This window comes from Paraburkholderia dioscoreae (assembly GCF_902459535.1).
Taxonomy (GTDB): Bacteria; Pseudomonadota; Gammaproteobacteria; order Burkholderiales; family Burkholderiaceae; genus Paraburkholderia; species Paraburkholderia dioscoreae.
This window is the reverse complement of record NZ_LR699554.1, coordinates 499,881-523,015: the sequence shown is the minus strand read 5'-3', so window position 1 is coordinate 523,015 and position 23,135 is coordinate 499,881. Positions and strand designations below refer to the sequence as shown.

The 23,135-nt window shown below is 62.0% G+C and carries 17 protein-coding genes; 3 read left to right on the top strand and 14 right to left on the bottom strand.

The features are described from left to right. Positions 1–112: 112 nt before the first annotated feature. From PDMSB3_RS22495 to PDMSB3_RS22485, 3 genes are all read right to left on the bottom strand, one after another. Positions 113–1,285: an NAD(P)/FAD-dependent oxidoreductase gene (locus tag PDMSB3_RS22495; RefSeq protein ID WP_035516422.1), complete on the bottom strand. Its 1,173-nt coding sequence runs from the start codon at positions 1,283–1,285 to the stop codon at positions 113–115. A 139-nt stretch (positions 1,286–1,424) separates the two neighbouring features. After that, complete coding sequence (gene amaB, locus PDMSB3_RS22490) at positions 1,425–2,924, bottom strand: L-piperidine-6-carboxylate dehydrogenase (RefSeq protein WP_007176144.1); 1,500 nt, start codon at positions 2,922–2,924, stop codon at positions 1,425–1,427. A 339-nt stretch (positions 2,925–3,263) separates the two neighbouring features. Continuing rightward, the gene (locus PDMSB3_RS22485) at positions 3,264–4,151 is read right to left on the bottom strand and encodes a LysR family transcriptional regulator (RefSeq protein ID WP_007176143.1); all 888 of its coding nucleotides are present in this window, start codon (positions 4,149–4,151) and stop codon (positions 3,264–3,266) included. A 305-nt stretch (positions 4,152–4,456) separates the two neighbouring features. Here PDMSB3_RS22485 and PDMSB3_RS22480 point away from each other — a divergent pair, with 305 nt between their 5' ends. Then, positions 4,457–4,825, top strand: a complete 369-nt coding sequence (locus PDMSB3_RS22480) for a response regulator (RefSeq protein ID WP_007176142.1) — start codon at positions 4,457–4,459, stop codon at positions 4,823–4,825. A 110-nt stretch (positions 4,826–4,935) separates the two neighbouring features. On the opposite strand, the gene PDMSB3_RS22475 is transcribed toward PDMSB3_RS22480, so the two are convergent. The 5 genes from PDMSB3_RS22475 to PDMSB3_RS22455 form a co-directional block, all read right to left on the bottom strand. Next, positions 4,936–5,760, bottom strand: a complete 825-nt coding sequence (locus tag PDMSB3_RS22475) for an HpcH/HpaI aldolase/citrate lyase family protein (RefSeq protein WP_007176141.1) — start codon at positions 5,758–5,760, stop codon at positions 4,936–4,938. Next, on the bottom strand, positions 5,757–7,157 hold the full coding sequence (locus PDMSB3_RS22470) for an MmgE/PrpD family protein (protein WP_007176140.1): 1,401 nt from the start codon (positions 7,155–7,157) through the stop codon (positions 5,757–5,759). The genes PDMSB3_RS22475 and PDMSB3_RS22470 overlap by 4 nt, the downstream gene beginning before the upstream one ends. Positions 7,158–7,224: 67 nt before the next feature. Further along, positions 7,225–8,403 carry a CaiB/BaiF CoA transferase family protein gene (locus tag PDMSB3_RS22465; RefSeq protein ID WP_007176139.1) on the bottom strand — a complete coding sequence of 393 codons (1,179 nt, stop codon included), beginning with the start codon at positions 8,401–8,403 and terminating at the stop codon, positions 7,225–7,227. Positions 8,404–8,422: 19 nt separating this feature from the next. Then, positions 8,423–9,586 carry an acyl-CoA dehydrogenase family protein gene (locus PDMSB3_RS22460; RefSeq protein ID WP_007176138.1) on the bottom strand — a complete coding sequence of 388 codons (1,164 nt, stop codon included), beginning with the start codon at positions 9,584–9,586 and terminating at the stop codon, positions 8,423–8,425. Positions 9,587–9,604: 18 nt separating this feature from the next. Next, the gene (locus PDMSB3_RS22455; RefSeq protein WP_165187778.1) at positions 9,605–10,447 is read right to left on the bottom strand and encodes an FAS1-like dehydratase domain-containing protein; all 843 of its coding nucleotides are present in this window, start codon (positions 10,445–10,447) and stop codon (positions 9,605–9,607) included. 299 nt (positions 10,448–10,746) lie between these two features. Here PDMSB3_RS22455 and PDMSB3_RS22450 point away from each other — a divergent pair, with 299 nt between their 5' ends. Both PDMSB3_RS22450 and PDMSB3_RS22445 read left to right on the top strand, forming a co-directional pair. Beyond that, positions 10,747–11,559, top strand: a complete 813-nt coding sequence (locus PDMSB3_RS22450; RefSeq protein WP_197740266.1) for a 2OG-Fe(II) oxygenase — start codon at positions 10,747–10,749, stop codon at positions 11,557–11,559. Between the two features lie 315 nt (positions 11,560–11,874). After that, on the top strand, positions 11,875–13,791 hold the full coding sequence (locus tag PDMSB3_RS22445; protein WP_007176135.1) for an FUSC family protein: 1,917 nt from the start codon (positions 11,875–11,877) through the stop codon (positions 13,789–13,791). Between the two features lie 170 nt (positions 13,792–13,961). Here PDMSB3_RS22445 and tssG read toward each other — a convergent pair whose 3' ends face one another. The 6 genes from tssG to PDMSB3_RS22415 form a co-directional block, all read right to left on the bottom strand. After that, on the bottom strand, positions 13,962–14,987 hold the full coding sequence (gene tssG / locus PDMSB3_RS22440; protein ID WP_051058905.1) for a type VI secretion system baseplate subunit TssG: 1,026 nt from the start codon (positions 14,985–14,987) through the stop codon (positions 13,962–13,964). Between the two features lie 170 nt (positions 14,988–15,157). Further along, positions 15,158–15,421, bottom strand: a complete 264-nt coding sequence (locus PDMSB3_RS22435) for a PAAR domain-containing protein (RefSeq protein WP_011490773.1) — start codon at positions 15,419–15,421, stop codon at positions 15,158–15,160. Between the two features lie 93 nt (positions 15,422–15,514). Continuing rightward, positions 15,515–16,789: an SEL1-like repeat protein gene (locus tag PDMSB3_RS22430; protein ID WP_165187775.1), complete on the bottom strand. Its 1,275-nt coding sequence runs from the start codon at positions 16,787–16,789 to the stop codon at positions 15,515–15,517. A gap of 147 nt (positions 16,790–16,936) precedes the next feature. Next, positions 16,937–18,301, bottom strand: coding sequence for an SEL1-like repeat protein (locus PDMSB3_RS22425; protein WP_007176131.1), 1,365 nt, complete (start codon positions 18,299–18,301; stop codon positions 16,937–16,939). Next, the gene (locus tag PDMSB3_RS22420) at positions 18,298–20,352 is read right to left on the bottom strand and encodes a phospholipase D-like domain-containing protein (protein ID WP_165187773.1); all 2,055 of its coding nucleotides are present in this window, start codon (positions 20,350–20,352) and stop codon (positions 18,298–18,300) included. The genes PDMSB3_RS22425 and PDMSB3_RS22420 overlap by 4 nt, the downstream gene beginning before the upstream one ends. A gap of 33 nt (positions 20,353–20,385) precedes the next feature. Beyond that, complete coding sequence (locus PDMSB3_RS22415) at positions 20,386–23,124, bottom strand: type VI secretion system Vgr family protein (RefSeq protein WP_007176129.1); 2,739 nt, start codon at positions 23,122–23,124, stop codon at positions 20,386–20,388. Positions 23,125–23,135: the final 11 nt, after the last annotated feature.

Here is a 23,135-nt window from a genome sequence, read left to right as displayed (position 1 = left end):
CGCTTATCTCTGGATGGAGGATCGGCGTCGATTGTGGGCATGGTCAGGGTGAGCGGCAAACGATATCTACGCACTACGTATTGCGTTTTTCGCATCACCCCGGCGCATGCGGCTACACCACGTTTTTCTCCACGATCGGCCGGTTTTCGAGCACGCGCGTGAAGCTCAACGAGCCCAGATCGAGCGTCGTGTAGCGGCCGTGCAGAATCAGTTCGCTGATGCCACGGCCCGTTGCGGGCCCTTGCTGCAATCCGTGTCCGCTAAAACCGTTGGCGAAAATGCAGTTATCGACATCCGGGTGATAGCCGATGATCGCGTTCTGGTCGAGCACGTTGTATTCGTAGTAGCCGGACCAGCAATTCTGCACACGCAGCGCTTCGAATTGCGGCACGCGGTGCGCAAGCGTCGGCCAGATCACGTCGTCGAATAGCGCGTGATCGACTTCGTCGAGCGGCAGATCGTCGGGGTCGTTGTCCGCCGAGGGCGACGTGCCGCAGATAAACGACTTGCCTTCGGGACGGAAATACACGCCGCTCGGATCGATCAGCAACGGACAGTGTTCGAGTTGCCCCGGCGAGGTGACATTGAAAATACTGCGGCGCCGCGCATGCACCGGAATGTCGATGCCGATCATCTGAGCGACTTTGCGCGACCACGCGCCGGCGGCATTGACCACCACGTCGCAGGCATAGGTCTCGCCGTTCGCGGTCTGTACGTGGGTAACGCGTCTGCCGTCGCGCTGCAGTGCGGTGACGTCGGCGGCGACGTAGCGCGCGCCGAGCGACTGCGCCTTCTTGCGCAGTGCCTGCACGAGCCCGTAGCCGTCGAACCAGCCTTCGCCGCTCTCACCGTACGCGCCGGCCACGAGGTCTTCCGTGTTGAGCCAGGGAAAGCGCGTTTGCAACGCGGCTTTGTCGAGCAGACTAATATCGGCGCCGAGACTTTTTTGCAGCGCGTGGTTCTCGCGCAGCGTGGCCTCGCCAGCCGGCGTCGCGAGGAACAGGTAGCCGCCTTCGTGCAGATCGATCGACGGTTTGGCGCCGTCGACCTCCAGCCGGTCGCCGATCGAGCGCAGAAACTCGATGCCGAACAGCGACATCTGAATGGACAGCGGTGTGGAGAATTGCTGACGGATCGAGGCCGCCGATAATGCCGACGAGGAACGCGCATAAGTCGGATCGCGTTCGATCACCGTGACGCTGACTGTCGGATCCGACAGCCGCAAGAAATATGCGATGGAACTGCCGATCACCCCACCGCCGACGATCACGACTTTGGAACTCACGTCTTACCCCACGAATAGCGTGGCCGCTCTTGACGCCGGCGGCGCAAACGGATTGCTGAAGAAGGTTTGGCAAAGCTGCAGCGGCGCGTGAATGCACCGCTGCATATCAGGACTCAACGAACGGACTACGCGAACGGTATCAGCCGATATTGAAGTCGATACCCTGCGCGAGCGGGAGTGCCGACGAGTAATTGACCGTGTTGGTAGCGCGGCGCATATAAGCTTTCCACGCGTCCGAACCCGATTCGCGGCCGCCGCCGGTTTCTTTCTCGCCGCCGAACGCGCCGCCGATTTCCGCGCCGCTCGGCCCGATGTTGACGTTCGCGATACCGCAGTCGCTGCCCGAATCGGACAGGAAGCGTTCCGCTTCGCGCAGATCGGTTGTGAATACACACGACGACAGACCGTGCGCCGCCGCATTGTTCGCTTCGACGGCGTCGGCGAAATCGGTGTAGCGCAGCACGTACAGAATCGGTGCGAACGTTTCCTTCAGCACCACCGACGTTTGCGACGACATTTCGACAATCGCCGGACGCACGTAATAGCCGCCTTCATATCCCTTCACCTCGACGCGCTCGCCGCCGAACACCTTGCCGCCTTCCGCGGTAGCCTGTTGCAGCGCTTCCTGCATGCGGCCATACGATTGCTTGTCGATCAGCGGCCCCATCAGCGTAACCTTTTCGAGCGGATTGCCGATCGGCACCTTGCTGTACAGCTGCTTCAAACGTTCGATGGTTTTGTCGTACACGCTCTCGTGCACGAACAAACGGCGCAGCGACGTGCAACGTTGCCCCGCCGTACCCACCGCCGAAAACAGAATGCCGCGCATGGCGAGCTCGTGATCCGCCGTTTGCGTGACGATGCCCGCGTTGTTGCCGCCGAGCTCCAGCAGCGAGCGGCCAAAGCGCTTCGCCACTTCCACGCCGACCGTGCGGCCCATTTCCGTGCTGCCCGTGGCGCTGACAATCGACGCGCGCGGGTCGGCTACCAGCTTCGCACCCACGTCGCGGCCGCCGTTGATCAACGCAGTGAGGCCGGCCGGCGCGTCGCCGAACTCTTGCAGTGCCTCGCTGAGAATCTGATTGACGGCGAGCGCGGTAAGCGGCGTCTTTTCCGACGGCTTCCAGATCACCGCATTGCCGCAGACCAGCGCGAGCGCCGCATTCCACGACCACACCGCAGCCGGAAAATTGAATGCCGAGATCACGACGCAAGTACCCACGGGATGCCACGTCTCCGCCATGCGATGCCCCGGACGCTCGGAAGCGATCGTCAGACCATACAACTGGCGCGACAGACCGACCGCGAAATCGCAGATGTCGATCATTTCCTGCACTTCGCCCATGCCTTCCTGAAGAATCTTGCCGGTCTCGAGCGTGATGATGCTGCCGAGCGCCTGCTTCTTCTCACGCAGACGGTTGCCGAGCAGACGCACCAGTTCGCCGCGGCGCGGCGCCGGAACGTTGCGCCAGGCGGTGTACGCCTCTTTCGCCTGAGCGAGGGCCGTGTCGACTTCCGCCACGGTGTTGCTGGCCACGCGGCCGATGAGTTCGCCGGTAATGGGCGAATGAACCGCGATGTCGCCGGCTTGCGCCGCGTGGGCGATGCCCAGGTCAGCGAGGATGGTGGAAGCGTCCATGAAAATCCCTTTTATTTCCGATGCGAAACAAGAGTAAGTTCGGAAACTATACACGCGGGTTTTTATGGCGGCAAGGATATTTGCCCGGCAACGGCTGGTAAAAGACGCCTGAAGGCTTACTGAGCTTGAACAACGTGTGCGGCAAATGCATGGCTCGCGGTGTTCACGCGAGCTTGGGACCAAGCAGTGGGCGCGTGGCGCTTACAGCGCGTTCGTTTCTTATTGGAAATGCCGGCTGACTCTGGCGGCTCAGGAAAAAGCGCGTGACCTACTCCTCCTGACCGACCGGATCAATAGCGCCCCGGGAGAATGCGCGGCATTCCGACAACCGCGCCGGACTCAAACGCTCGCCATCAACCTGTCCACCAGCACGCGCGCGAACGGCGGCAGATCCTTGAGACTGCGAACGCAGATCTTGAGCTTGCGCTCGGCCCAGGGGTCGTTCAGTCCGACGGTGGCGATCTGCATCGTCTTCTTGTGCCGCCGCGCAACCGATTCCGGCACGATGCCGATCCCCACGCCCGCTTCGATCATCCGGCAGGCGGCTTCGAAATTGCCGACCTGGATGCGCAGTTTCAGACGCGCGCCGAGCGCATCGGCGGCACTCATGATGAACGCGTGGATCGCGCTGGAGGTGGGCAAGCTCACGAAATTGGCCGCAAGCACCTGCGAGAAATCGACCGACGCCTGCCGCGCCAACGGATGATCGCGCGACGTGACCAGCACGAGTCGGTCGTCGCGATACGGCAGCATTTCCAGATGTTCCGCATGCACATTGCCCGCCACAATGCCGATATCCGTCGCGCTATCCGCCACGCCTTTGACGATTTCGCCGCTCAGCACTTCACGCAGATCGATATTGACGTCCGGATGATCGCGCAGAAAATGGCTCAGCACGGCCGGCATGAACTCGCTGATCGCGGTGGTATTGGCCCAGATGCGCACGTGTCCCTTGATGCCTTCGCCGTACTCCTGCATGTCGCCGGCAAGATGCTCGACCCGTTCGAGCACAAGCCGCGCGTGATGCACGAAGGCTTCGCCCGCGGGCGTCAGCGTCACGCCCTGGCTGGTGCGGTAAAGCAGCTTGAAACCCAATTGTTCTTCGAGATTCTTGACCCGGTTGCTCGCCGCCGGCGCCGACAGATGCGAACGCTCCGCCGCGCGAGCGAGGTTCTGCGTATCGGCGATATTGAGCAGTAAACGCAAATCCACGAAATCGAAATGCATGGTGAAGGCCTGAGTTGAAGCGCCGTCGGCGCTCACAAGACAAAGGCCAATCTTAACCGGGCACGAAAGAAGCACTAGACGGTTTCGGCAGAGCCGCCGGTCTTGCCCGCGACTCCCTGCATCAGATGGCGCTTCCTCACTCGCGGCAATGCACGATCGCACGCGCCGGGATCATCAGGCACGACCCTTGCTTGAGTTGCAACCCGGCAGGACGAGACCGCGTGGCGATTTTGCCCGCACCCCTGTCGCGACTGGGCCATGAACACCCGAGGCCCGGTGCAACCGATATTTCAGGCATAAGCAAAATGAGTCGCGTATTACTGGTCGACGACCAACCCGAGGCATTGTCCGCGCTGCGCGCCGTGCTGGTCGGCCGTGGTTACACGGTCGCCACGGCGGCGGATGGCGCCGAAGCTTTTGAACGACTGCAGCGCACGCGCGTAAGCGCCGTGGTGTGTGACTGGCGCATGCCCAACATGGACGGCGCCGAGTTGATCGAATCGATGCAGGCCCGCAGTGAACTGGCGTCCGTACCCGTCATTCTGACGAGCGGCAGCGGCGAGGCGCCCGCCTTTCCCGTCAAAGGCTTTCTCAGGAAACCGTTCGCGCTGGACAAGCTGCTCTCGTTGCTGGCCGAATGCGAAAGCGACGCGGCGACGCCTGCCGTCTGCTGAATTTTCTTTGGCTGCGGGCACCGCGTCGTCACGCCTTCTCACCCGATTCGCGCACAAAAGAGGGGCAGACGACAGGCAAGCGCACGCAGCCGTGCGGCACGAAGGTGCGGTTAGGCGCCCGCCGCGATCCGTCGCGCCTTCAGAATCACCGGCATATCGACCATCTTGCCGTCCACCGCCACGGCCGCGCCCTGGCTCGTTTCCACCGCGGCCAGCACGCGTTGCGCCCATGCCTTGTCCGCTTCGCTCCATGCGTAAGCGCGATGCACCGCATCGATCTGCCGGGGATGAATGCACAGCTTGCCGCCGAAGCCGAAGCGCCGGCCGCGGCGCGCCTCGGCCTCGATGGCATCGGTATCGGTGATGGTGGTCGACACGCCGTCCACCGGCGCACCGATCCCGGCAAGCCGCGACGCCAGCACGATCTGCGAGCGGAACAGATGCAGTTCCTCGCCGTCGCCATCGATACCGAGATCGATCTGAAAATCCAGTGTGCCGAACACAATACGCTGCACGCGCTTCGCGGCGCACAACACCGCGAGGTTCGCAAATCCGCGCGCGGTTTCGACGATCGGCAACACGCTCGACGCGGAATGTGCGAGCGCCAGCACGGCTTCGATCTGCTCGCGCGTCTCCGCTTTGGGCAGCACGATGCCGGCGACGCCGGCGTGGCCGGCCAGCGCTGCGATATCTTCGTTGAACCACGAGGTGTCCGCGCCGTTGATGCGCACCCACGCGGGCCGCGCTGTAGGCCCCGTTGCATCGCCCGATACAGCGGCCAGCACCGCCGCGCGAGCCGCCGGTTTTTCGTCGGGCGGCACGGCGTCTTCGAGATCGAGAATCACCGCGTCGGCGCCGGCAGCGTGCGCTTTTTCGAAGCGCTCAGGACGATTGCCCGGCACGAACAGGTAGGAGCGCGGCAGCGCGGCGCTCATGCGGCCGCCGCCGCGTTGGACTCCGCGTCGGACTGTGCTTCGAACACTGACCCGACCTGCGATTGCTCCGCGATCCGCCACGCTTTGCCGAGCAATCGCTCGGCCTCGCCTTCCGTGGCCGCGCCCGAAAACGCCGCCAGCCGATGCAGCTTGGTGGCGATCTCATCGCGTGACAGCGTATTGCCCGGGTCGCCCTTCGGTTCGTCGACGCGGCCCGCGAACGTGCGGCCGTCGGTGGTGGTGACCGTCACCTTGCCGATCCAGCGCGCGGGATAGGCGGCGTCCACTTCAGCGTCGAACGCCATCTCGACGTTGGCGCGGAAAGCGGCGATCTCGTCCGCGTCGAAACCCTGCTCGAATTCCATCACGCCCGCATAGCCGTGATACGCGACGAGTCCCAGCACCGTGCCCATGTTGAACTTCGCCTGGTGCACGGTGCGCGGCGTGACGACCGCGCCGAGCACGTCGAGCGCGCCTTGATGCACGTGCGCCACGACTTTCGCTATGTCGCGCGGTGCGAGACGGTGCTCCTGCACCGCGGCGAGCAACGCGTCGGCGGCGGGGTGCGTATGGCGGCACGCCGCGTGATACTTGAACGACGTCTCCGCCGTCGCCCACCGGCTGCCCAGGCGGTCGACGAGACGCGCGGGATCGGCGTCGCTCGACATGCCCGCGGCCATGCCCTGCGCGCCTTCGAGAATATGCGTCGCGCCCTTGAAGCCGTCGGCGGCGAGTTGCGCGGCCATCAGCCCGTTGGCGGCGGCCATTGCCGTGTGCAGTTGCTTCGAGTCGGCGGCGTCGCGCAGAAACTCCCACAAGCCGCTTGCCTGCGTGCCCGCCGAGCCGAACGCGTCGAGCATCTGCGTGGGCGACAGACCGAGCAGCCGTCCCGCCGTGGCAGCCGCCGCCACCGTGCCCGCCGTGCCCGTGGTGTGAAACACCTTGTAGTGCGAGCGCCCAAGAAACTCGCCGATGCGGATGCCGACTTCATAGCCCGCCACCGCCGCCGCGATCAGGTCGCGGCCCGACGCGCGACGGGCTTGCGCCAGCGCGAGTGCCACCGGAAACACGACCGTCGCGGGATGAAACACCGAGCCATTGTGCACGTCGTCCTGTTCGGCGAAATGCGACGCCGCGCCGTTGATCATGGCCGCGAAATACGGCGTGGTGCGGCTGCGGTCGATCAACACTTCGCAGGCGCCGTCCTTCGACGCACCGCCGGCCTGGCGCGCGAACCGCGCAATGGTTTCGACCGGCCGCGCGCCTTTGCCGGCCAACGCCGAGCCGAGCCAGTCGACATAAAGGTTGACGGTGCGCTCGACCACCGCAGGCGGAATGCTGTCGAAGTCGAGTTGAGCGGCGAAGGTGGCAAGCGTCAGACTGGGATGATCGTTCATGATGATGTCGCGTCGTATTCGTTCAGGTCGCCGGCGTGGCGTTATTTGCCTGCTGGAACGGGGAATTTCAGATCGCGCCGGCGGCACGCAACGCGTCGATACGCGCGCTGTCGTAGCCGAGTTCGCGCAGGATGGCGTCGGTGTGCTCTCCGAGCGCGGGGACGGGATCCATGCGCGGCTCGAAATCCGCTGGCATGCCTGGCGGCAGCAACGCCGGCACCACGCCCGCCGCCGTGCCCACTTCATGCCAGCGCTCGCGCGCCTTCAATTGCGGGTGCGCCCACACATCGGCGAGCGTATTCATCTGTGCGTTGGCGATGCCGGCGTCATCGAGCCGTTCGATAACCTGCGCCGCGCTCAGCTTCGCGAAGGCCGCGACGATCACCTCGCGCAATGCTTCACGCGCCAACGTGCGCTTCGAATTCGATGCAAAGCGCTCGTCCATGGCGAGTTCCGGCTGCTTCAACACGCGCTCGCAAAAGAGCTTCCATTCGCGTTCGTTTTGCAAACCGAGCATCACCGTCTTGCCGTCGCCGGCGGGGAACGGTCCGTACGGATAGATCGTGGCGTGCGCCGCGCCGGAGAGCGCGGGCGGCGCCTGACCGTCGATCGCGTAATAGAGCGGATAACCCATCCACTCCACCATGCTCTCCAGCATCGACACGTCGATGCGGCAACCGTGCCCCGTGCGCCCGCGCAACAGCAGCGCGCTCAGAATGTTGGAATACGCGTACATGCCGGCCGCAATATCCGCAATCGAACATCCGGCCTTGGCCGGCTGGCCCGGCGAACCGGTGATCGACAGGAAACCGGATTCGCTCTGGATCAGCAGGTCGTAGGCTTTCTTGTCGCGGTACGGGCCGTCGGCACCATAGCCGGAAATATCGCAAACGATCAGCCTTGGATACTTCTTGCTCAAGGTGTCGTAACCGAGACCAAGCCGATCCGCAGCGCCGGGAGCGAGGTTCTGCACCAGCACGTCCGCGTCGGCGACCAGGGCGTCGAGAATCTCCGCTGCGGCAGGCTGCTTCAGATCGAGCGAGAGGCTTTCCTTCGAACGATTGGTCCAGACGAAATGCGACGACAGTCCATGCACGCGCTCGTCGTAGCCGCGCGCGAAGTCGCCGACGCCAGGGCGCTCGATCTTGATCACCCGCGCGCCGAGATCCGCGAGTTGACGCGTACAGAACGGCGCGGCGATCGCGTGTTCGAGCGTGACGACCTTGATACCGTCGAGTGGTCTCATGAGTGTTTCCGCCCGCAGGTCAGAACGAACGCGGCAGCCCGAGAATATGCTCGGCCACGTACGAAAGAATCAGATTGGTGGAAATCGGTGCGACCTGGTAAAGACGCGTCTCGCGGAATTTGCGCTCGACGTCGTACTCGCAGGCAAAGCCGAAACCGCCGTGGAATTGCAGACACGCGTTGGCCGCTTCCCATGATGCGTCGGCCGCGAGCAGCTTCGCCATGTTCGCCTGCGCGCCGCACGGTTGATGCGCGTCGAAACGGCGTGCCGCCTCGAATCGCATCAGGCTGGCCGCCTCGACGTTGATAAACGAACGCGCGATGGGAAACTGCACACCCTGATTCTGGCCGATCGGGCGACCGAATACGATGCGCTCTTTCGCGTACTCAGTCACTTTGTCGACGAACCAGTAACCGTCGCCGATACATTCGGCTGCGATCAGCGTGCGCTCCGCATTCAAGCCGTCGAGAATGTATCTGAAGCCCTGCCCTTCTTCGCCGATCAGATTCTCGGCGGGGATTTCGAGGTTGTCGAAAAACAGTTCGTTGGTCTCGTGATTGACCATGTTCAGAATCGGCTGCACGGTCATGCCGTGGCCTATCGCTTCATGCAGATCGACGATAAAGATCGACATGCCTTCCGATTTCTTTTTCACATCCGCAAGCGGCGTGGTGCGCGCGAGCAGAATCATCAGATCCGAATGCTGTACGCGCGAGATCCACACCTTCTGGCCGTTGATCACATAGCGGTCGCCGCGCCGCTCGGCAGTGGTCTTGATCTTCGTGGTGTCCGTGCCGGTGGACGGCTCGGTTACGCCCATCGATTGCAGGCGCAAATCGCCGCATGCGATCTTCGGCAGATACTTTTGCTTCTGCTCTTCGGAGCCGTGACGCAACAGCGTGCCCATGTTGTACATCTGACCGTGGCACGCGCCCGAGTTGCCGCCCGCACGATTGATTTCCTCCATGATGACCGACGCTTCCGTCAGTCCCAGCCCCGAACCGCCGAAGTCCTGCGGAATCAGCGCGGCCAGCCAGCCGGCCTTGGTGAGCGCATCGACGAATGCTTCCGGATAGCCGCGTGCTTCGTCGATCTTGCGGAAGTACTCGCCGGAAAACTGCTGGCACAGATCGCGTACGGCTTCGCGAATGTCCTGGAAGGAATCCTGTTGCGTGGTTTGCATGGTCGAATCTCTTGGAGTTCAGGCAAGCGCGGCCGTGGCGCGCATGGTCAGATAGCCCTCGTGGTCCTTGGCCCACAGATCGATGACCTTGCCGTCGGCGGAAGGCTTGCCGCACACCGTGAACGCCTGGCCCGCGAATGTCGGACGCACCGCCTTGAAGGCGAAACTCTGCAGCGTGGCGTCCGGCTGTTCGCGGCGCACCAGATCGACCAGCAGCGTTGCAATCAACGGACCATGAACGACCAGACCCGGATAGCCTTCCACCTGCGTGACGTATGGGTAGTCGTAATGAATGCGGTGGCCGTTGAAGGTCAGCGCCGAGTAGCGGAACAGCATGACGGGGTCGGGGTCGATCGTGCGGCGCCACACTTCGCCTTCCGGCGCGAGTTGCGGCTGCGGCGGCCGCGCGCCCTCGTGCGGCGCGTCGCGATAGACGATGTCGTGTTCTTCTTCGAGCTTCAGCTCTCCGCCGGCTTCAATGGTGTGCTGCACCGTGACGAACACGAGACGGCCGGATCGGCCGGTCTTGTCCTCGATATTGGCGATGGTCGAAGTGCGCGTGGCGCGCTCGCCCACTTTCAGCGGTGCGTGGAACGTCAACCGGCCGCCGGCCCACATGCGGCGCGGCAGCGGAACGGGCGGCAGAAAACCGCCGCGCTTCGGATGGCCGTCCGGGCCGACTTCGGACATTGGCGCTATGGGCAGAAAGTACAGCCAGTGCCAGAGCGGCGGCACCGTGCCGCCGTTTTCTTCGCGATCGAGCGTGGCGGCCATCGCCGCCAGCGGAAAGGCCGTGATGTCGTCTTTCGCTACCGCCTGCTTGTTGAGCCAGTCGTCGAGTTTCTGCGGGGCAGCAGACATGGGCAAAGTCTCCAGATACGCATTGAGCTTAATAGGGCCTTACTATGAACGAGGCAGCACGTCCCGCGAAGTTCGCATTTCCTAAGCGGGCATTTGGATTTGCTTAAGGCCCGCCGGATGACCGCGTGGCTGACGCGACGTCCTGCGCTGGGGCTGCATCGTTCTGAACATAATGCACCCGTTGTCAGAGCAACGACTGCGAACAGCGCAGAATTGAAGAGCAAGAGTCGGAGTGCGTGACGGAACGCGTGTGCTTACACTCGATCATCGTTCTGCTCATGGCGTGATGGAGAGGGTTTATGGATACGATTGCGAAGGGTCAACAATCGCACTCGCTGGAATTGGAGTTCGGAGCCGGTGCGACCCGGAAGCCGGGTAGCAAAGGCGGTGCCGCGCAGGCGGACGGTTCGCTCGCGCAGCGTGTCGGGGCGATCGACTGGTTCGATGTCCAGCAAGGATTGAACGCGTATGGCAGCGCAATGCTGCACAACCTGCTCAGCGCCGGGGAATGCGACGCGCTGACCGCGCTCTATCCGCGCGAATCATTGTTCCGCAGCCGCGTCGTGATGGCGCGGCATGGTTTTGGCCGCGGCGAGTACAAGTACTTTGCCTATCCGCTGCCGCCGTTGGTTGCGGAGTTGCGTACCACGCTTTATCCGAGCCTCGCGCCCGTGGCGAATCGCTGGAACGAGGTGATGGATATCGACGTCCGCTATCCGGCTACGCATGCGGAATTTATCGAGCGCTGCCACGCCGCCGGCCAGACGCGCCCCACGCCGCTCATGCTTCAATACGCGATCGATGACTACAACTGCCTGCATCAGGATCTCTACGGCGAACACGTCTTTCCGCTCCAGGTCGCGATTCTGCTGTCCGAGCCCGGCGCGGACTTCACCGGCGGCGAATTCGTCATGACGGAGCAGCGTCCGCGAATGCAATCGCGCACGGAAGTGGTGCCGCTCGGCAAGGGCGACGCGGTGGTGTTCGCCGTCCATCACCGTCCGGTACAAGGGACGCGCGGCCCGTACCGGGTCAATTTGCGGCATGGCGTGAGCCGCCTGCGCTCCGGCCAGCGGCATACGCTCGGGGTGATCTTCCACGACGCGACCTGACGCGGCTTCGGGCTAGCCTGGCTTGGCGCGGGGCGCGCCGAACCCTGCTGCACCGCCGCAAAAACTCGACAATCGTAATTTTGACCAGGTATCATCCGGGAAAACCCGAATCCGCCGGATGCGCTGCGCCACCCTTTGCAGCGCGTTCCGGTGTGTCCGTTCGGGTGCTATCGCCCGTCGTCGGGCGGGGCTGCTGGCCGGTGATCCCGGCATGGCGACCCAGTCCGGCGATACGAAGTTGGCGGGCCCGCGCGCCCGCCTTGTCGCAATCGGCCAAAAGCCGGTGGCGGCTATTTAGCCTGGACATCATCGATCATGATTGCTGCCGCGTTTTCGCGCGTCGCCGACCGCCTGCTTGCCGCGGACCCGGGGCTCGTACGTCTTCATACCGCGCTGCGCGTTGCGCTCGCCTGCCTGCTCACCGGCGTGGCCAGCATCGCGTGGACCGCCTCCCGGCATCACCCCATCACGCTCGCCGCCCCCGGCATCCTCTTTGCGATGGTCGCGCCGCTGTTCGTGCGCGATGCGCGGCGGCCCGCGTGGTTCGGTACGCTCGTCTGCCTCTATCTGTGTGCGTGCGCGTGCTTCGCTGCGGCGAGCGTGCTGAGCCGGTATCCGCTGGCCGGCGATGCCGGCTTCCTCGTCGTGATGTTCGTCGGCATGCTGTGTCAGGCTTGCGGTCCGCGTGCATTGGGTTGTGCGATGCTCGGCGTGGTGTGTTTTTACCTCGGCCTGTATCTGCATCCTTCGACGACGCATCTCGTGCAGTCGCTCCTGCTGTCCGCGTTCGGCCCGTTGATGGTCGCGCTGGTGGGCCGCGTGATCGTGCCGATGCGGGCCGCGAAGAGCTTGCGCCTGGCGGTTCACACGGTGACGCTGCGCGCTGCGCGCGTACTTCACGCTGCGGTGGCGGCGCATCTCTCCGCGTTGAACGAAGCCGCGCTCTCGCTCGAAGAACAATTGGCGCTGCTCAATCCGTCCGATGCCGAAACGATTCGTGAACGGATCGTCGAAGTGGAAGTGGCGGCCGGGCAGTATGCGTTTGCATCGGGGCACGCGGACGGCGGCGTCGAGGCGAACGCTCGCGTATTGCGTCACGCGATTGCGCGGCTCAGGCAGACGGCGCATCGAGATAACGACGCGCGCCGCGCTTCGTTTGCTCCGGCCGGCGGTGCGGTCGCGCTGACTGCATCGCAGCGCTTTGCCGATTTGCACAGCAAGCTTTGCTGGCTCCCCGCCACGCGCGCCACGACCGCTGCGTTGCTCGCCATGCTGATCGGTCACTCGCTTTCGCCGGAGCGCTGGTTCTGGGCGGTCATTACCACATTCGTCGTGTTCCTCGGCACGCGGTCGCGCGCCGATACGGTGTATCGCGGCGCGCAGCGCCTCGTGGGGACGCTGGGTGGCGCGCTCGTCAGCGTGTCGCTGGTTGCGCCGCTGCAGGACTCGCCGGTTCTGCTGGTCGCCGCGATGCTGCTGTGCGTGTTCGGCTGGGCTTACTTCATTCTGAACGCGTACGCGCCGGGGGTGTTTTTTATTACCGTACTCGTCGGGTTGGTCTACGGCGAGTTGGGGTTCGCGATGGGACCGCTGGTCGAATTGCGAATTGAGGAAGTGCTGGTGGGTTGTGTCGTGTCGTTCGCGGTCGCGATCCTCATGATGCCGCTTGCCGCGACGCGGCATGTCGAGACGAGGCTGGCTTCGGTATTGGGCGCGCTGCGTGAAATGGTGCGGCTCACCGGATCGGGAGCGCTGGCGGCTGATGCGGTTCCGGCGATGCGCAAGCTCGATCGCAGTTGGCACGATCTGCGCATCGCGCTGCGGCCGCTGCAGACGCAGCGTGTGGTGGTGTGGAATCCCGATGTCGAGCTGGCGACCGGTTCGCTGCTGTGTTGTCTGCATTGGGCGCGGGTGTTGAGTGATTCCGCGCGGCGCGGCGGGTTGCGCGAAGAGACGGCGCTCAATGCGGCCGAGGTCGGCGCGGCGCATATCGAGTCGATCGTGGCGCGGCTCGATTCATTGATTGCGCGCTATAACGGCGTGGCGCGTGCTGCGGGTGGCGGGTCCGATGAGCGTGCTTCTGTGACGATTGCCGCTGATATCGATGTGCATAAGGCGCCGGCACTCGCTCAACTGGATGGCGCGGTCGCGCAGTTGTTCGACCGGTTGACGCAGCCGGTTTCGGATGCGCGGCGCGTGTTTAATTGGGCGCTGAGGGGGCGGAGTGTGTAGGGACGCAGTGGCCGGGCGTGAAGATCATCGGCGATGCGGATGAAGTTCTTTTTGCTTAGCTTTCCTCCCTGGTGGGATCAATACCAGGCGGTCGGGAGCGAGGCGCTCTTCCTCAAATGCTGGAATCAGCGACGCGAGTTGTGCGCACGGTTCATTGAGAGCCTTCATGTTTATCGTTGAACCTGCTTCATGTTCCGCACAAGCTGCTTTACGTACAGTTCGGGTTCGAAGCGCATGCCCACGACCGGCTCGCCCGCAGGCGACTCCCCGAGCCACCCCGACCAGCCGAGCTGCTGGTGGTCACCCAAGCTCGCACAGGTCGCATCTTGCGGCCTGATCTGCAGTTCCAGCAGCCACTCGTACTCCAGGCCCATGTGTGCCCGTACCAGCGCGACAAGCCGCAGCAAATCCGCGCCGCGTGGCGTCAGGCGGTGGTATGTCTCGATGTCGAGCGGTCCGAGCACGAGGCAGAAACGGTGCATCTTGCCGGGCACCTGCTCGCCCAGCACCGCACCGCCTCCCAGGATGGCGGACATGCGCTCCTCCCCTGCCCTGCATTGAAGCTTCGGCGGCAGCACGGTCCAGTGCAGCGACCATTCGTCGATGCGCGCGGGCACGCCGAAGCGGTGCGCAACCGTCATGGCGAGCGCGTCCGGGTTGCGGGCCTCGTGCACCAGATGCACTCCCGACGCGAGGCGTGCATGCGAGGGCAACCTCACGGTGCGGTCGCGTCGCGGCGACGTGCCGGAAACACAGCCGACGTAGAACGAGAAGCGGTCGTGATCCGGCCGGTCGAGGCTGGCGGCCGCCTGCGCCGAGGCCCACGCGCGGTACAGGAGCGCGAGCGAGCGGTGATGAAAGACGTCGAGGAAATTGCTCAGCGTCGTGTCACCTCGCAGCGCTTCGCGCTCGCGGGCGATCTCTGTAACGTGAATTGGCAATGGCCCGTTCGGACCCAGCATCCCCAAGCTATGAAGCCGGATATGCAACCTGTTGTCCTTGATCCTGGCTTCGGCAACTTCACTCGGCGCGAAGACGAGACTCGGCTTCTGGCCGATGCGGAACGGTTCCGCGTACGGCAGCAGTGCGGTGCCGACCGGAGCGATGGCGGGGTCCGCATTGATGCGGCGCATGAGCGCGATGAAACCATGTCGCCACGGGGTGGCCACCAGGTCATCGAGCAGGTTGACTGACATTGCAACATTGGGGGCCGCTCGTTTCACCAACACACCTCGTCGGAAAAGGGGCTGCGTGAGCGGCCCGGAAAAACTCTTGATGCGGGAGATCGGGTTGGAGCCGTAGGTGGCCTGGCGGCTCTGCTGTGTAAGCGCTGCCTTCCTTTGGTTAGTACGGGTACGTGTTTTCGTCACGCCACCGATAATGTTTGCTGCCGGCTCACTAATGTGCAGCCACACGATGCGCGATGCCCTTCGAGCGCTACGGGTCTGTCGTCGACAAGTGTCGAGTCGTCTCCCTCGGCAATCGGATTCACGCCGTGTTCTGCGCAATACACCCTGTCGCTCTTGCGGGCAATCTTGCGACCGTCGATGTTGTCCATCTCTGAGCCTTCGATAACTTCTCCACCGAAGGGGGCCAATGTGTCACCGGTGACGATAATCTGACGTGTCATTCTTTATCTCGACGGGGAAAGGGCGAATATGTCGTGCGATACGGTGTTGTGGGCAGCGCGGTACGCGTAGCTGATTGGGGCTGCGCTGCTACGTCAAGCGAATGCATGCCGGTCCAAGCGGTTGTGAAGTGGGGCATGCGGATGCCTGATGGCCACACGCGCCTCCCGTATGCCGGACTCTGAGCATTTGCGCCCGCTGTCGCAGCGCATTGGTTGGGGGCGGGCCGCGGGTTGTGGCGGTAGCCCGGTTTTCGTTAGAGCCGCGTGAGGTTCGGACTGTGGCGAGTGTGCTGGAGATGTTGGTGGCGGTGGAGTAACGGCCTTGGCGGCGTCGATCAGTGTTTGCACGTCGCCGTCCCATTTCGGCAATGCTGCCGGAGGAAGAGGTAATACCTTGTCGAGGTTGGGGAGCTTCAGGGTGCCTTCGTACCACGCGAGGATGTCGCTGATTTTCCCGTAGCGTTCAGCCCGTGCTTTATCGACATGACCCGTAACACTCCCGCCATTGCTCAGATCCAGGCCATCCAACTGAGTGCTAAGAAAGCTTGCGCATTTTTCACTTCCGAGCTTTACCCCTTCATGTAGAACCTTCAGCGCGCGAAGCTTGGCTTCCGGCGTTCCGTCTGCGGCATAAATAAATTCCAGTTCATCCGCCGCATCACCGTAACCTTGCGCCAGCGAACATTCCAGCATCTTCGTCGCAACGGGAACATTGGCCCAGAACCCGTTGCCCGGATTGTCCCAACCGGCGTCAAGCGCCGCACCCAGGAATGATTGAGCCGACGGGCTACCCATGTCCGCCGCTTTCTGGAAAAACGCGTACGCGCTCGTAGCGTCTCCGCCCTTGACGATGCCCTTCATGTGATAGACACCCATCGTGTCCCAGGCATCGGGCACCCCAAGTTGCATCGCTTTCTCCACCCAGCGGATCGCCGTCTCAGGGTCCCTCACGGGAACCGGGTAACCGCTCAATATCAATGCGGCGAGGTTGAGCATCGCTTTCCAGTGGTTACGTTCCGCAGCCTGCAAGTAAAGCTGGTAGATCTTTCTCCAGTCCTTGTCCTCCCAATAGACGTTGGGATCAAGTTCCGATGCGAGTGCCTGCTGGAACCACAGTTCGGCCTGCGGATCGACAGGCGGCAGATGCTGTTCCTGATACACACACGTGAAATCCTTGCGATGTGGCGCAAACAGCGGCAGTTTCGTATAACGGGGCAAATCGGAACTGGACATGGCAGTCATCAACTGGCGAATTGGGGATTCGGCAAGGGCGGTTTGTGCCACGACGAAAAGAAGCCACAAACCGAACAGATATCGAACGCGAGCGAACTTCATGTAAGTGCGACTTGACCATCGTTCGAATTTCATCAGGAATCCCTTTCTATCAATCTCGCCCACACGTCGCAAAACTTCTCCCGCTCCTTTTTCAGGTGGCAGGAAAACTCCTGATAGAGAGCGCAAGCCATAAGCTGCCGTGCCGTTCTTTCTCGCGACGCGGCAAATACAAAACAAGCCCTACAATGCGATGTCATACACATCCGCTACGCGCAACCGATTGGGACTGCCCAGCCAGGTCCAGCGGACGTCGTGAGCCGATATGTCCAGATGCTGCTGTCGCGGATCGGGAAAGCTGGCCTCTTTCTCGACGAACGCTTGCCGGTCCCATCGGTTATAAAGTGCGGCAAGCGGATGCGCTGCGGCCACGCGAGCCTCCCATATGCCAGACTGCGGACATTTGAGCCCACCATTGCAGCGCAATGGTTCGGGTCGGTCCGCGAGTTGTCTCAGCAACCCGGCTTTCGTCAGAGCCGCGTGAGGTTCAGACTGTGAAGGGTGCGCTGGAGATGTTGGTGGCGGAGTAACGGCCTTGGCGGCGTCGATCAGTGTTTGCACGTCGCCGTCCCATTTCGGTAAGGCTGCCGGAGGAAGAGGCAACACCTTGTCCAGATTGGGGAGCTTCAGGGTGCCTTCGTACCACTTCAAGACGTCACCGATCTTCCTGTAGCGTTTGGACCTTTCCATGTCGACGTAGCCTGCGATATTGTCGCCAGAAGACAAAGAGAAACCACTAAACTCAACGCCGAGGGACTTCGCACACTTTGCGCTACCAAGCTTTACTCCCTCATGTAAAACTTTTAACGCGCGAAGATTTGCTTCCGGTGTGTGGGGGCGAGCATATACAAGTCCAAGCTCATCCGCCGCGTCGCCGTAACCTTGGGCCACGGCACATTCCAGCATCTTCTCCCCAACAGGGAGATTAGCCCAGAATCCGTTGCCCGGATTGTCCCAGCCGGCATCCAGCGCCGCCCCCAGGAACGCCTGGGCTAACGGGCTGCCCATGTCGGCGGCTTTCTGGAAGAATGCATACGCGCTCGTGGCGTCTCCACCCTTGACGATGCCATTCATGTGATAGACACCCATCGTGTCCCATGCATCGGGCACCCCAAGTTGCATCGCTTTCTCTACCCAGGAAATTGCCATGTCCGGATCTCTGACGGGAATCGGGTAGTCACTCAGGATCACACTGGCAAGATTGAGCATCGCTTTCCAGTGGTTGCGTTCCGCAGCCTGCAAGTAAAGCTGGTAGATCTTTCCCCAGTCCTTGTCTTCCCAATAGATGTTGGGATCAAGTTCCGATGCGAGTGCCTGCTGGAACCACAGTTCGGCCTGCGGATCGACAGGCGGCAGATGCTGTTCCTGATACACACACGTGAAATCCTTGCGATGCGGAGCAAACAGCGGCAGTTTCGTATAACGAGGCGAATCGGAACTGGACATGGCGGCCACGAGTTGGTGAATTGGGGATCCGGCAAGCGCGACTTGTATCAAACCGAAAAGTAAGCAAAAACTGAACAGATATCGAGCGGGGGTGAATTTCATGTCAGTGCGGTTTCACCGTCCGTGGAGGAAGGTACGGTATTCATGGCATGTTTCGTATTGGTAGACCGCCGGTCTTCGAATTTCATCAGGAATCCCTTCAATTTTTCCCTTCCCGCTTTCCATTTATCAAGATTTTTGTTTGCAAGGCGCTCCCAACTTTCAAAAACATCTGGCATTGCCTCCCGACCGCCGTCACCAGTAGTTGTATTGTCAGAATGCAGCCCGAACACGGCACCACGCAACCTGGCCGCATGCTCCGCCCCCGTCGCCGCAATATTGATCTCACTATCCACCGACATACTGCGCTGGTTCAAATTTGCGCTACCGAGCGTCAGGAACACATCGTCAATGATCATCAACTTCGAATGGATATAGATCTCCCGATACGCCATCTTTCCTTCCACCGAGTCGCTCGTGCATAGCCGCGCCACGCTCACCTTCAGCCCCACCGTCCGTTCCAGTGTTTCCAGGCTAGGCCGATCCAGCACTGGATGAGTTCGAGCAATGCTGACCGGCTCGCCAGACTCGTCCGTGAATGTGGTGGTGTAAGTCGCCTGTGTTGAATGGTTGCCGTATTGCTGATCGGCCTTCCCTTCATCGACATAGCCCGCCTGCGCGGGCATTGCATCGCTCTTTCCCAGTTCGGTCAGCGTGTCGAACGTCCGGGGAACCATTCCGTCATCCTCTGGATGAGGAATGACAATGAAGAGATGAAGATTTGGCACGGCTGTCATCGGTTTTTTCGCCAACCTCGCCCATGCCCGGCAGAACTTTCTTCGCTCCGTCTTCAGATGACGCGCAAACTCTGGATAAAAAAAGTACTGGTTTTCAATATAAATATAATTACGCGCAATACTCGTAGCCTGGAAATAAAGCTTCTTGATAGTCTTCTCCCGTTCCACCGCCTGAGTCCGGACTATCTGCACGCGTTGTGCCGGGTCTTTCGCAAGCGTAGGAATCTTCGGCGGCAATGAATCGCCCTCCTTCGCCGATGTTTTCCATTGCGAAGGCGCAAACGCATTCCAGCCATTCTCGAAATTTTCGTGCAGCCGCCTCAGCGCCGGCCCCACCACCCGACAGGCATAGTCCTGATAAGGGCGGATGGATTTGTAATTTCCGCCATGAATCGCCGCCACCTTCTGCGCATCGCCTGGATCGCCGCCGCCAAAATCGCTCCTGTATTCGTGATCGATCTCACCCTCCCATGTGGACCTCGCACCGGTTTCGCGCAGACCCGTTTCGATCTTGTGCTCCGCCGCGTCCCAGAAGTCCGTGACCGAATTCAGTCCCATCACAAACCCCACCGCCTTACTGCCACCATCGTGTGCATAGTCGATCAGGACGGGTTTCTGATGATGCGTCGGGTAATTCCACAGCAAGGCGGATTCGTCAACCGGGCTAAGCCAGCTCGAATCGGGCCGGTCCTCCTCGGCGATGTCCGCGGCCAGCAGACCCTTGACGGCCTGCTTTTCAATCCCGCGCAGGACGATCTGAAGATGATCGGGGTACAGCGCCTTGCGTGGGTCAATGCGGTCATTTTCCAGGCCATGCCGTTTCCACCACGCCTTGCACCAGTCGTGACGCACCGGGTTGCCGTAGGGATCATCCCCCTGGACCATCCGCTGGATGGGGCTCGTCGCGAGGGAAACCGGCACATCGGTATAACCCGGCATGCTGTTCTGCTTTCTCGATGCGCGAGGATCAAACCAGAGTAGCAATCTGACCCGCACTTCAGCTTTGGCCAGTTGTTCGAGCAGATCGCCGTATCGCAGGTCGCGCGGCCACGCTTCGCCTGTGCGCTCGACTTCCATGCCCGGGTCAAAGCCCCAGCAGACAATATCGACCGTCGACTTCGCAGCGCGCAGATCTTTGGATAACTGACCAAAACCCTCCTGACCGCAGATGAAGAACTGGAGATCGTTGCCTTCGGTAATCTCGGGCGCATCCGGGCATGTCTTCTTTTCGAGCAGCCATTGGACCGAGCCTTGCGCCTGGCCGCCCACTTCGGCAATGGCGACGTCGACGGGATTCTGTGTTTTCAGATTGGACATGACTGATCCGTCTCCGGTTTTTCAAATGAGTTATCAGACTGCACGGTCGCCCCGGTTGCTGCGCTGATCGATATGGTCGGCATCGGCATTGAGCGCATCCTTGACCTTCATCCTGAACTGGCCGCCATAGCAAAGCTTGACGCAATACTCCGTCGTCTCCGGCTGATGGTCTTTCACCACTACGCGCCCGTAGCTGTCGGTCACACCGCTGTCGATCAGCGCGTTGCCCTGATAAAGTTCATAGGGTTCCTCCACGTACCGGTGAGCAGCGCCGTTCGCGAGCGCGCCTAGCGCGAAATGCAACTCCTGCTGGCCAGGCGCCGATTCAGGAAGAGTTGGAAGGGAGGTCGAATCCGGTCCGGTAAAGAGGCGCCCCGCGGAATGGATTTCAAACTTCCCCGGCGTGCCGTGGTAGATCTTTCCGTCGCTCCATCGCGTGAAACTGCCGCCGCCCCGGATTTCGACTTCCTGCTTCGCGCTGATCGTGATCTTCTCGGCCGTGACGGTGACATTGAGCCTGGCCAGGAGGTTGATGCTGTCTTTCAGCGCGCGCAGATCGATATCGCCCGACACTGCAACGAGCCGCATCCCGGCTTTCTGGACGGTCATGCGCAACTTGTTGCCGAATGACCCAAACAACGACCCGCCCGCCGCAATCGCAACGTCGGCTCCACTCGTCATCGCGAGATGCTCGCCGCTCGCAATATGGGTGCTGCCCGCCGTGGTGGACTCGATGCCGGCGGGACTTGCCAGCGTCAGGTGCGGCTGGGCGAATTCAGGAAATTTGCCCGCCCCGACCTTGCCCGCCAGCGCACGGTTCTGCGCCCTGATCGCTGCGGCAGCGGTTTTCTGATCTCCGCCTGAATCCTGCGCGCCGTTTGCCTGCGCATCTCCCGCCAGCCTGTCGTGCAAGGTACGAGCGTCGTCAAGGCGCGCAATCGTCTCGCCCATGTCCTTCATGGGAGCCGTCGCCCCCTCGCGGGCCTCCGTCGTGATGAGCATGCCCCGGTTCGCGCGCATGACCGCATTTGCGTCGGTCGCAATCTCGATGCCTTCGCCGCGCGCCTGCGAGCGCCCTTTGTTCCCGTCGATGCGCACGTTGCAGCCCGCCACGAACCTCGAGTTGGCATGGTCGCTGGTCACCTGCACCTGGAGCTGGCCCGGCGTGTCGTCGGTCACCACCGTGTTCGATCCCTTGCCGTAGCCGTCCAGATCCTGGCTGCGCCAGCCCGAGAGAGCGTGGTTCGCGTACAGGTCCCACGGCGCCTCGTTGCGATCGGTTGTGTGGCTGCCGAGAATGAACGGGCGGTCCGGGTCCATGTTCAGAAACCCGATATAGACGTGATCGCCCACGCGCGGAACGAAGTTCATGCCGTAGCGCTGCCCTTGCCACACCTGCATGAGCGGTATCCAGCACGACGCTTCCTCATCGGCCTGGCTCACCCGGTCCCAGATGAATTTGACGCGGATACGCGCCATCGCATCCGTGTGGACGCCTTTTTTGTCGTGGCCGGTGACCACCGCTTTCTCCGCAAACGCGCGCGGTTTCTTCGCCTTCTGCGGCGTGCGGTAGTAGTGGTCGTTCGGGATCGCCGTGAACTTCGTCCTGCACGTGTACTCGCGCTGTAGCGTCCCGCCCTGCGTGACCGAATCGTTGTTCACGATTTCGGTCTTCGTACCCGTGACGATGTACTTGCGGTTGACGGGTGCGAACGGATGATCCGCAACCGTGAGCTGGTGCCCCGTCATCACGCCGCGCAGATTTCCCGTGGCCTTGATGACCAGTGACTTGTTGCGGTGCGCATCGGCGCGCACGCGCGCAAGATGGTCGCCTTCGAACTCGTAGTCGTTCGGTTCGGCATTCAGTCCCATCGCGCCCTGCTGGGGCTGCGCGTAGTCGAGCCAGGTATATTCCTCGGCGTTGTCGTGCGCGGCGTCCCGGTGGTTCGAGATCCTTCGTTTGAACTGCCGGTTCGTTGCGCGCGTGTAGTCGTAATCAATCCCGGCCACCTTGCCCGTGGTCAGCCCACGCGAATACTCCAGCTTGTGGATATGCTCCTCGTCCATGCGCTGCCCGCCGCGTTCCAGGTAACGCACCGTTTTGCAGGCAGGACCGTGGGCGGGGTAGCCTGCGCTGTCCATCAGCACCAGGGTGTCGTCATCCCAATAGAACGTGATGCCCCACTCCTGCCAAAGCCGGTTCAAACAGGAAAAGTCCGATTCCCAGAACTGGCGCTGATAGTCCCGCTTCGGATAGTTCCGACTTCCATTGCCCGCACCGATAAGGTTCCACCGGACACTGAACGGATACTTCTTCAGGATCTCGTCGGAAATTTCCCTTACCGTCCCGTCCCGGAAATGCCGGTTGTCGCGGTTCAACGACGCAAGCCAGAGCAGGCATCTCAGACGCAGACGGTAAAACATGCGCCGGTCGTCCGCACCCATGCACTTCACTTCGGCAATCACGCCCGTGATCACGCGAACATCGGCCCCGATGTTTGGCTCGCCATTCTCCAGCGTACCGCTGCCTTCGATGGCGATTTTCACGGTCAGGCGTCTGCCCACCAGTTTGCTGACGTCGACCAGCCTGTCCATGTCGTTGACGTGAAGGCCATTCGCCTCGATGGTCTGCACGTCGATCCGGTAGTCGAACAGCCGGCCGAGTTTGTCTGTGCCCTTGCAACGCACGGGTTCGAAGATCTTCTTCCCGCAGTGCTCCGGAATCGCGTCGCTGACGATTTCCAGCGTGCGCGACTGGGTATTCCATGTCACCGTGAACCTCC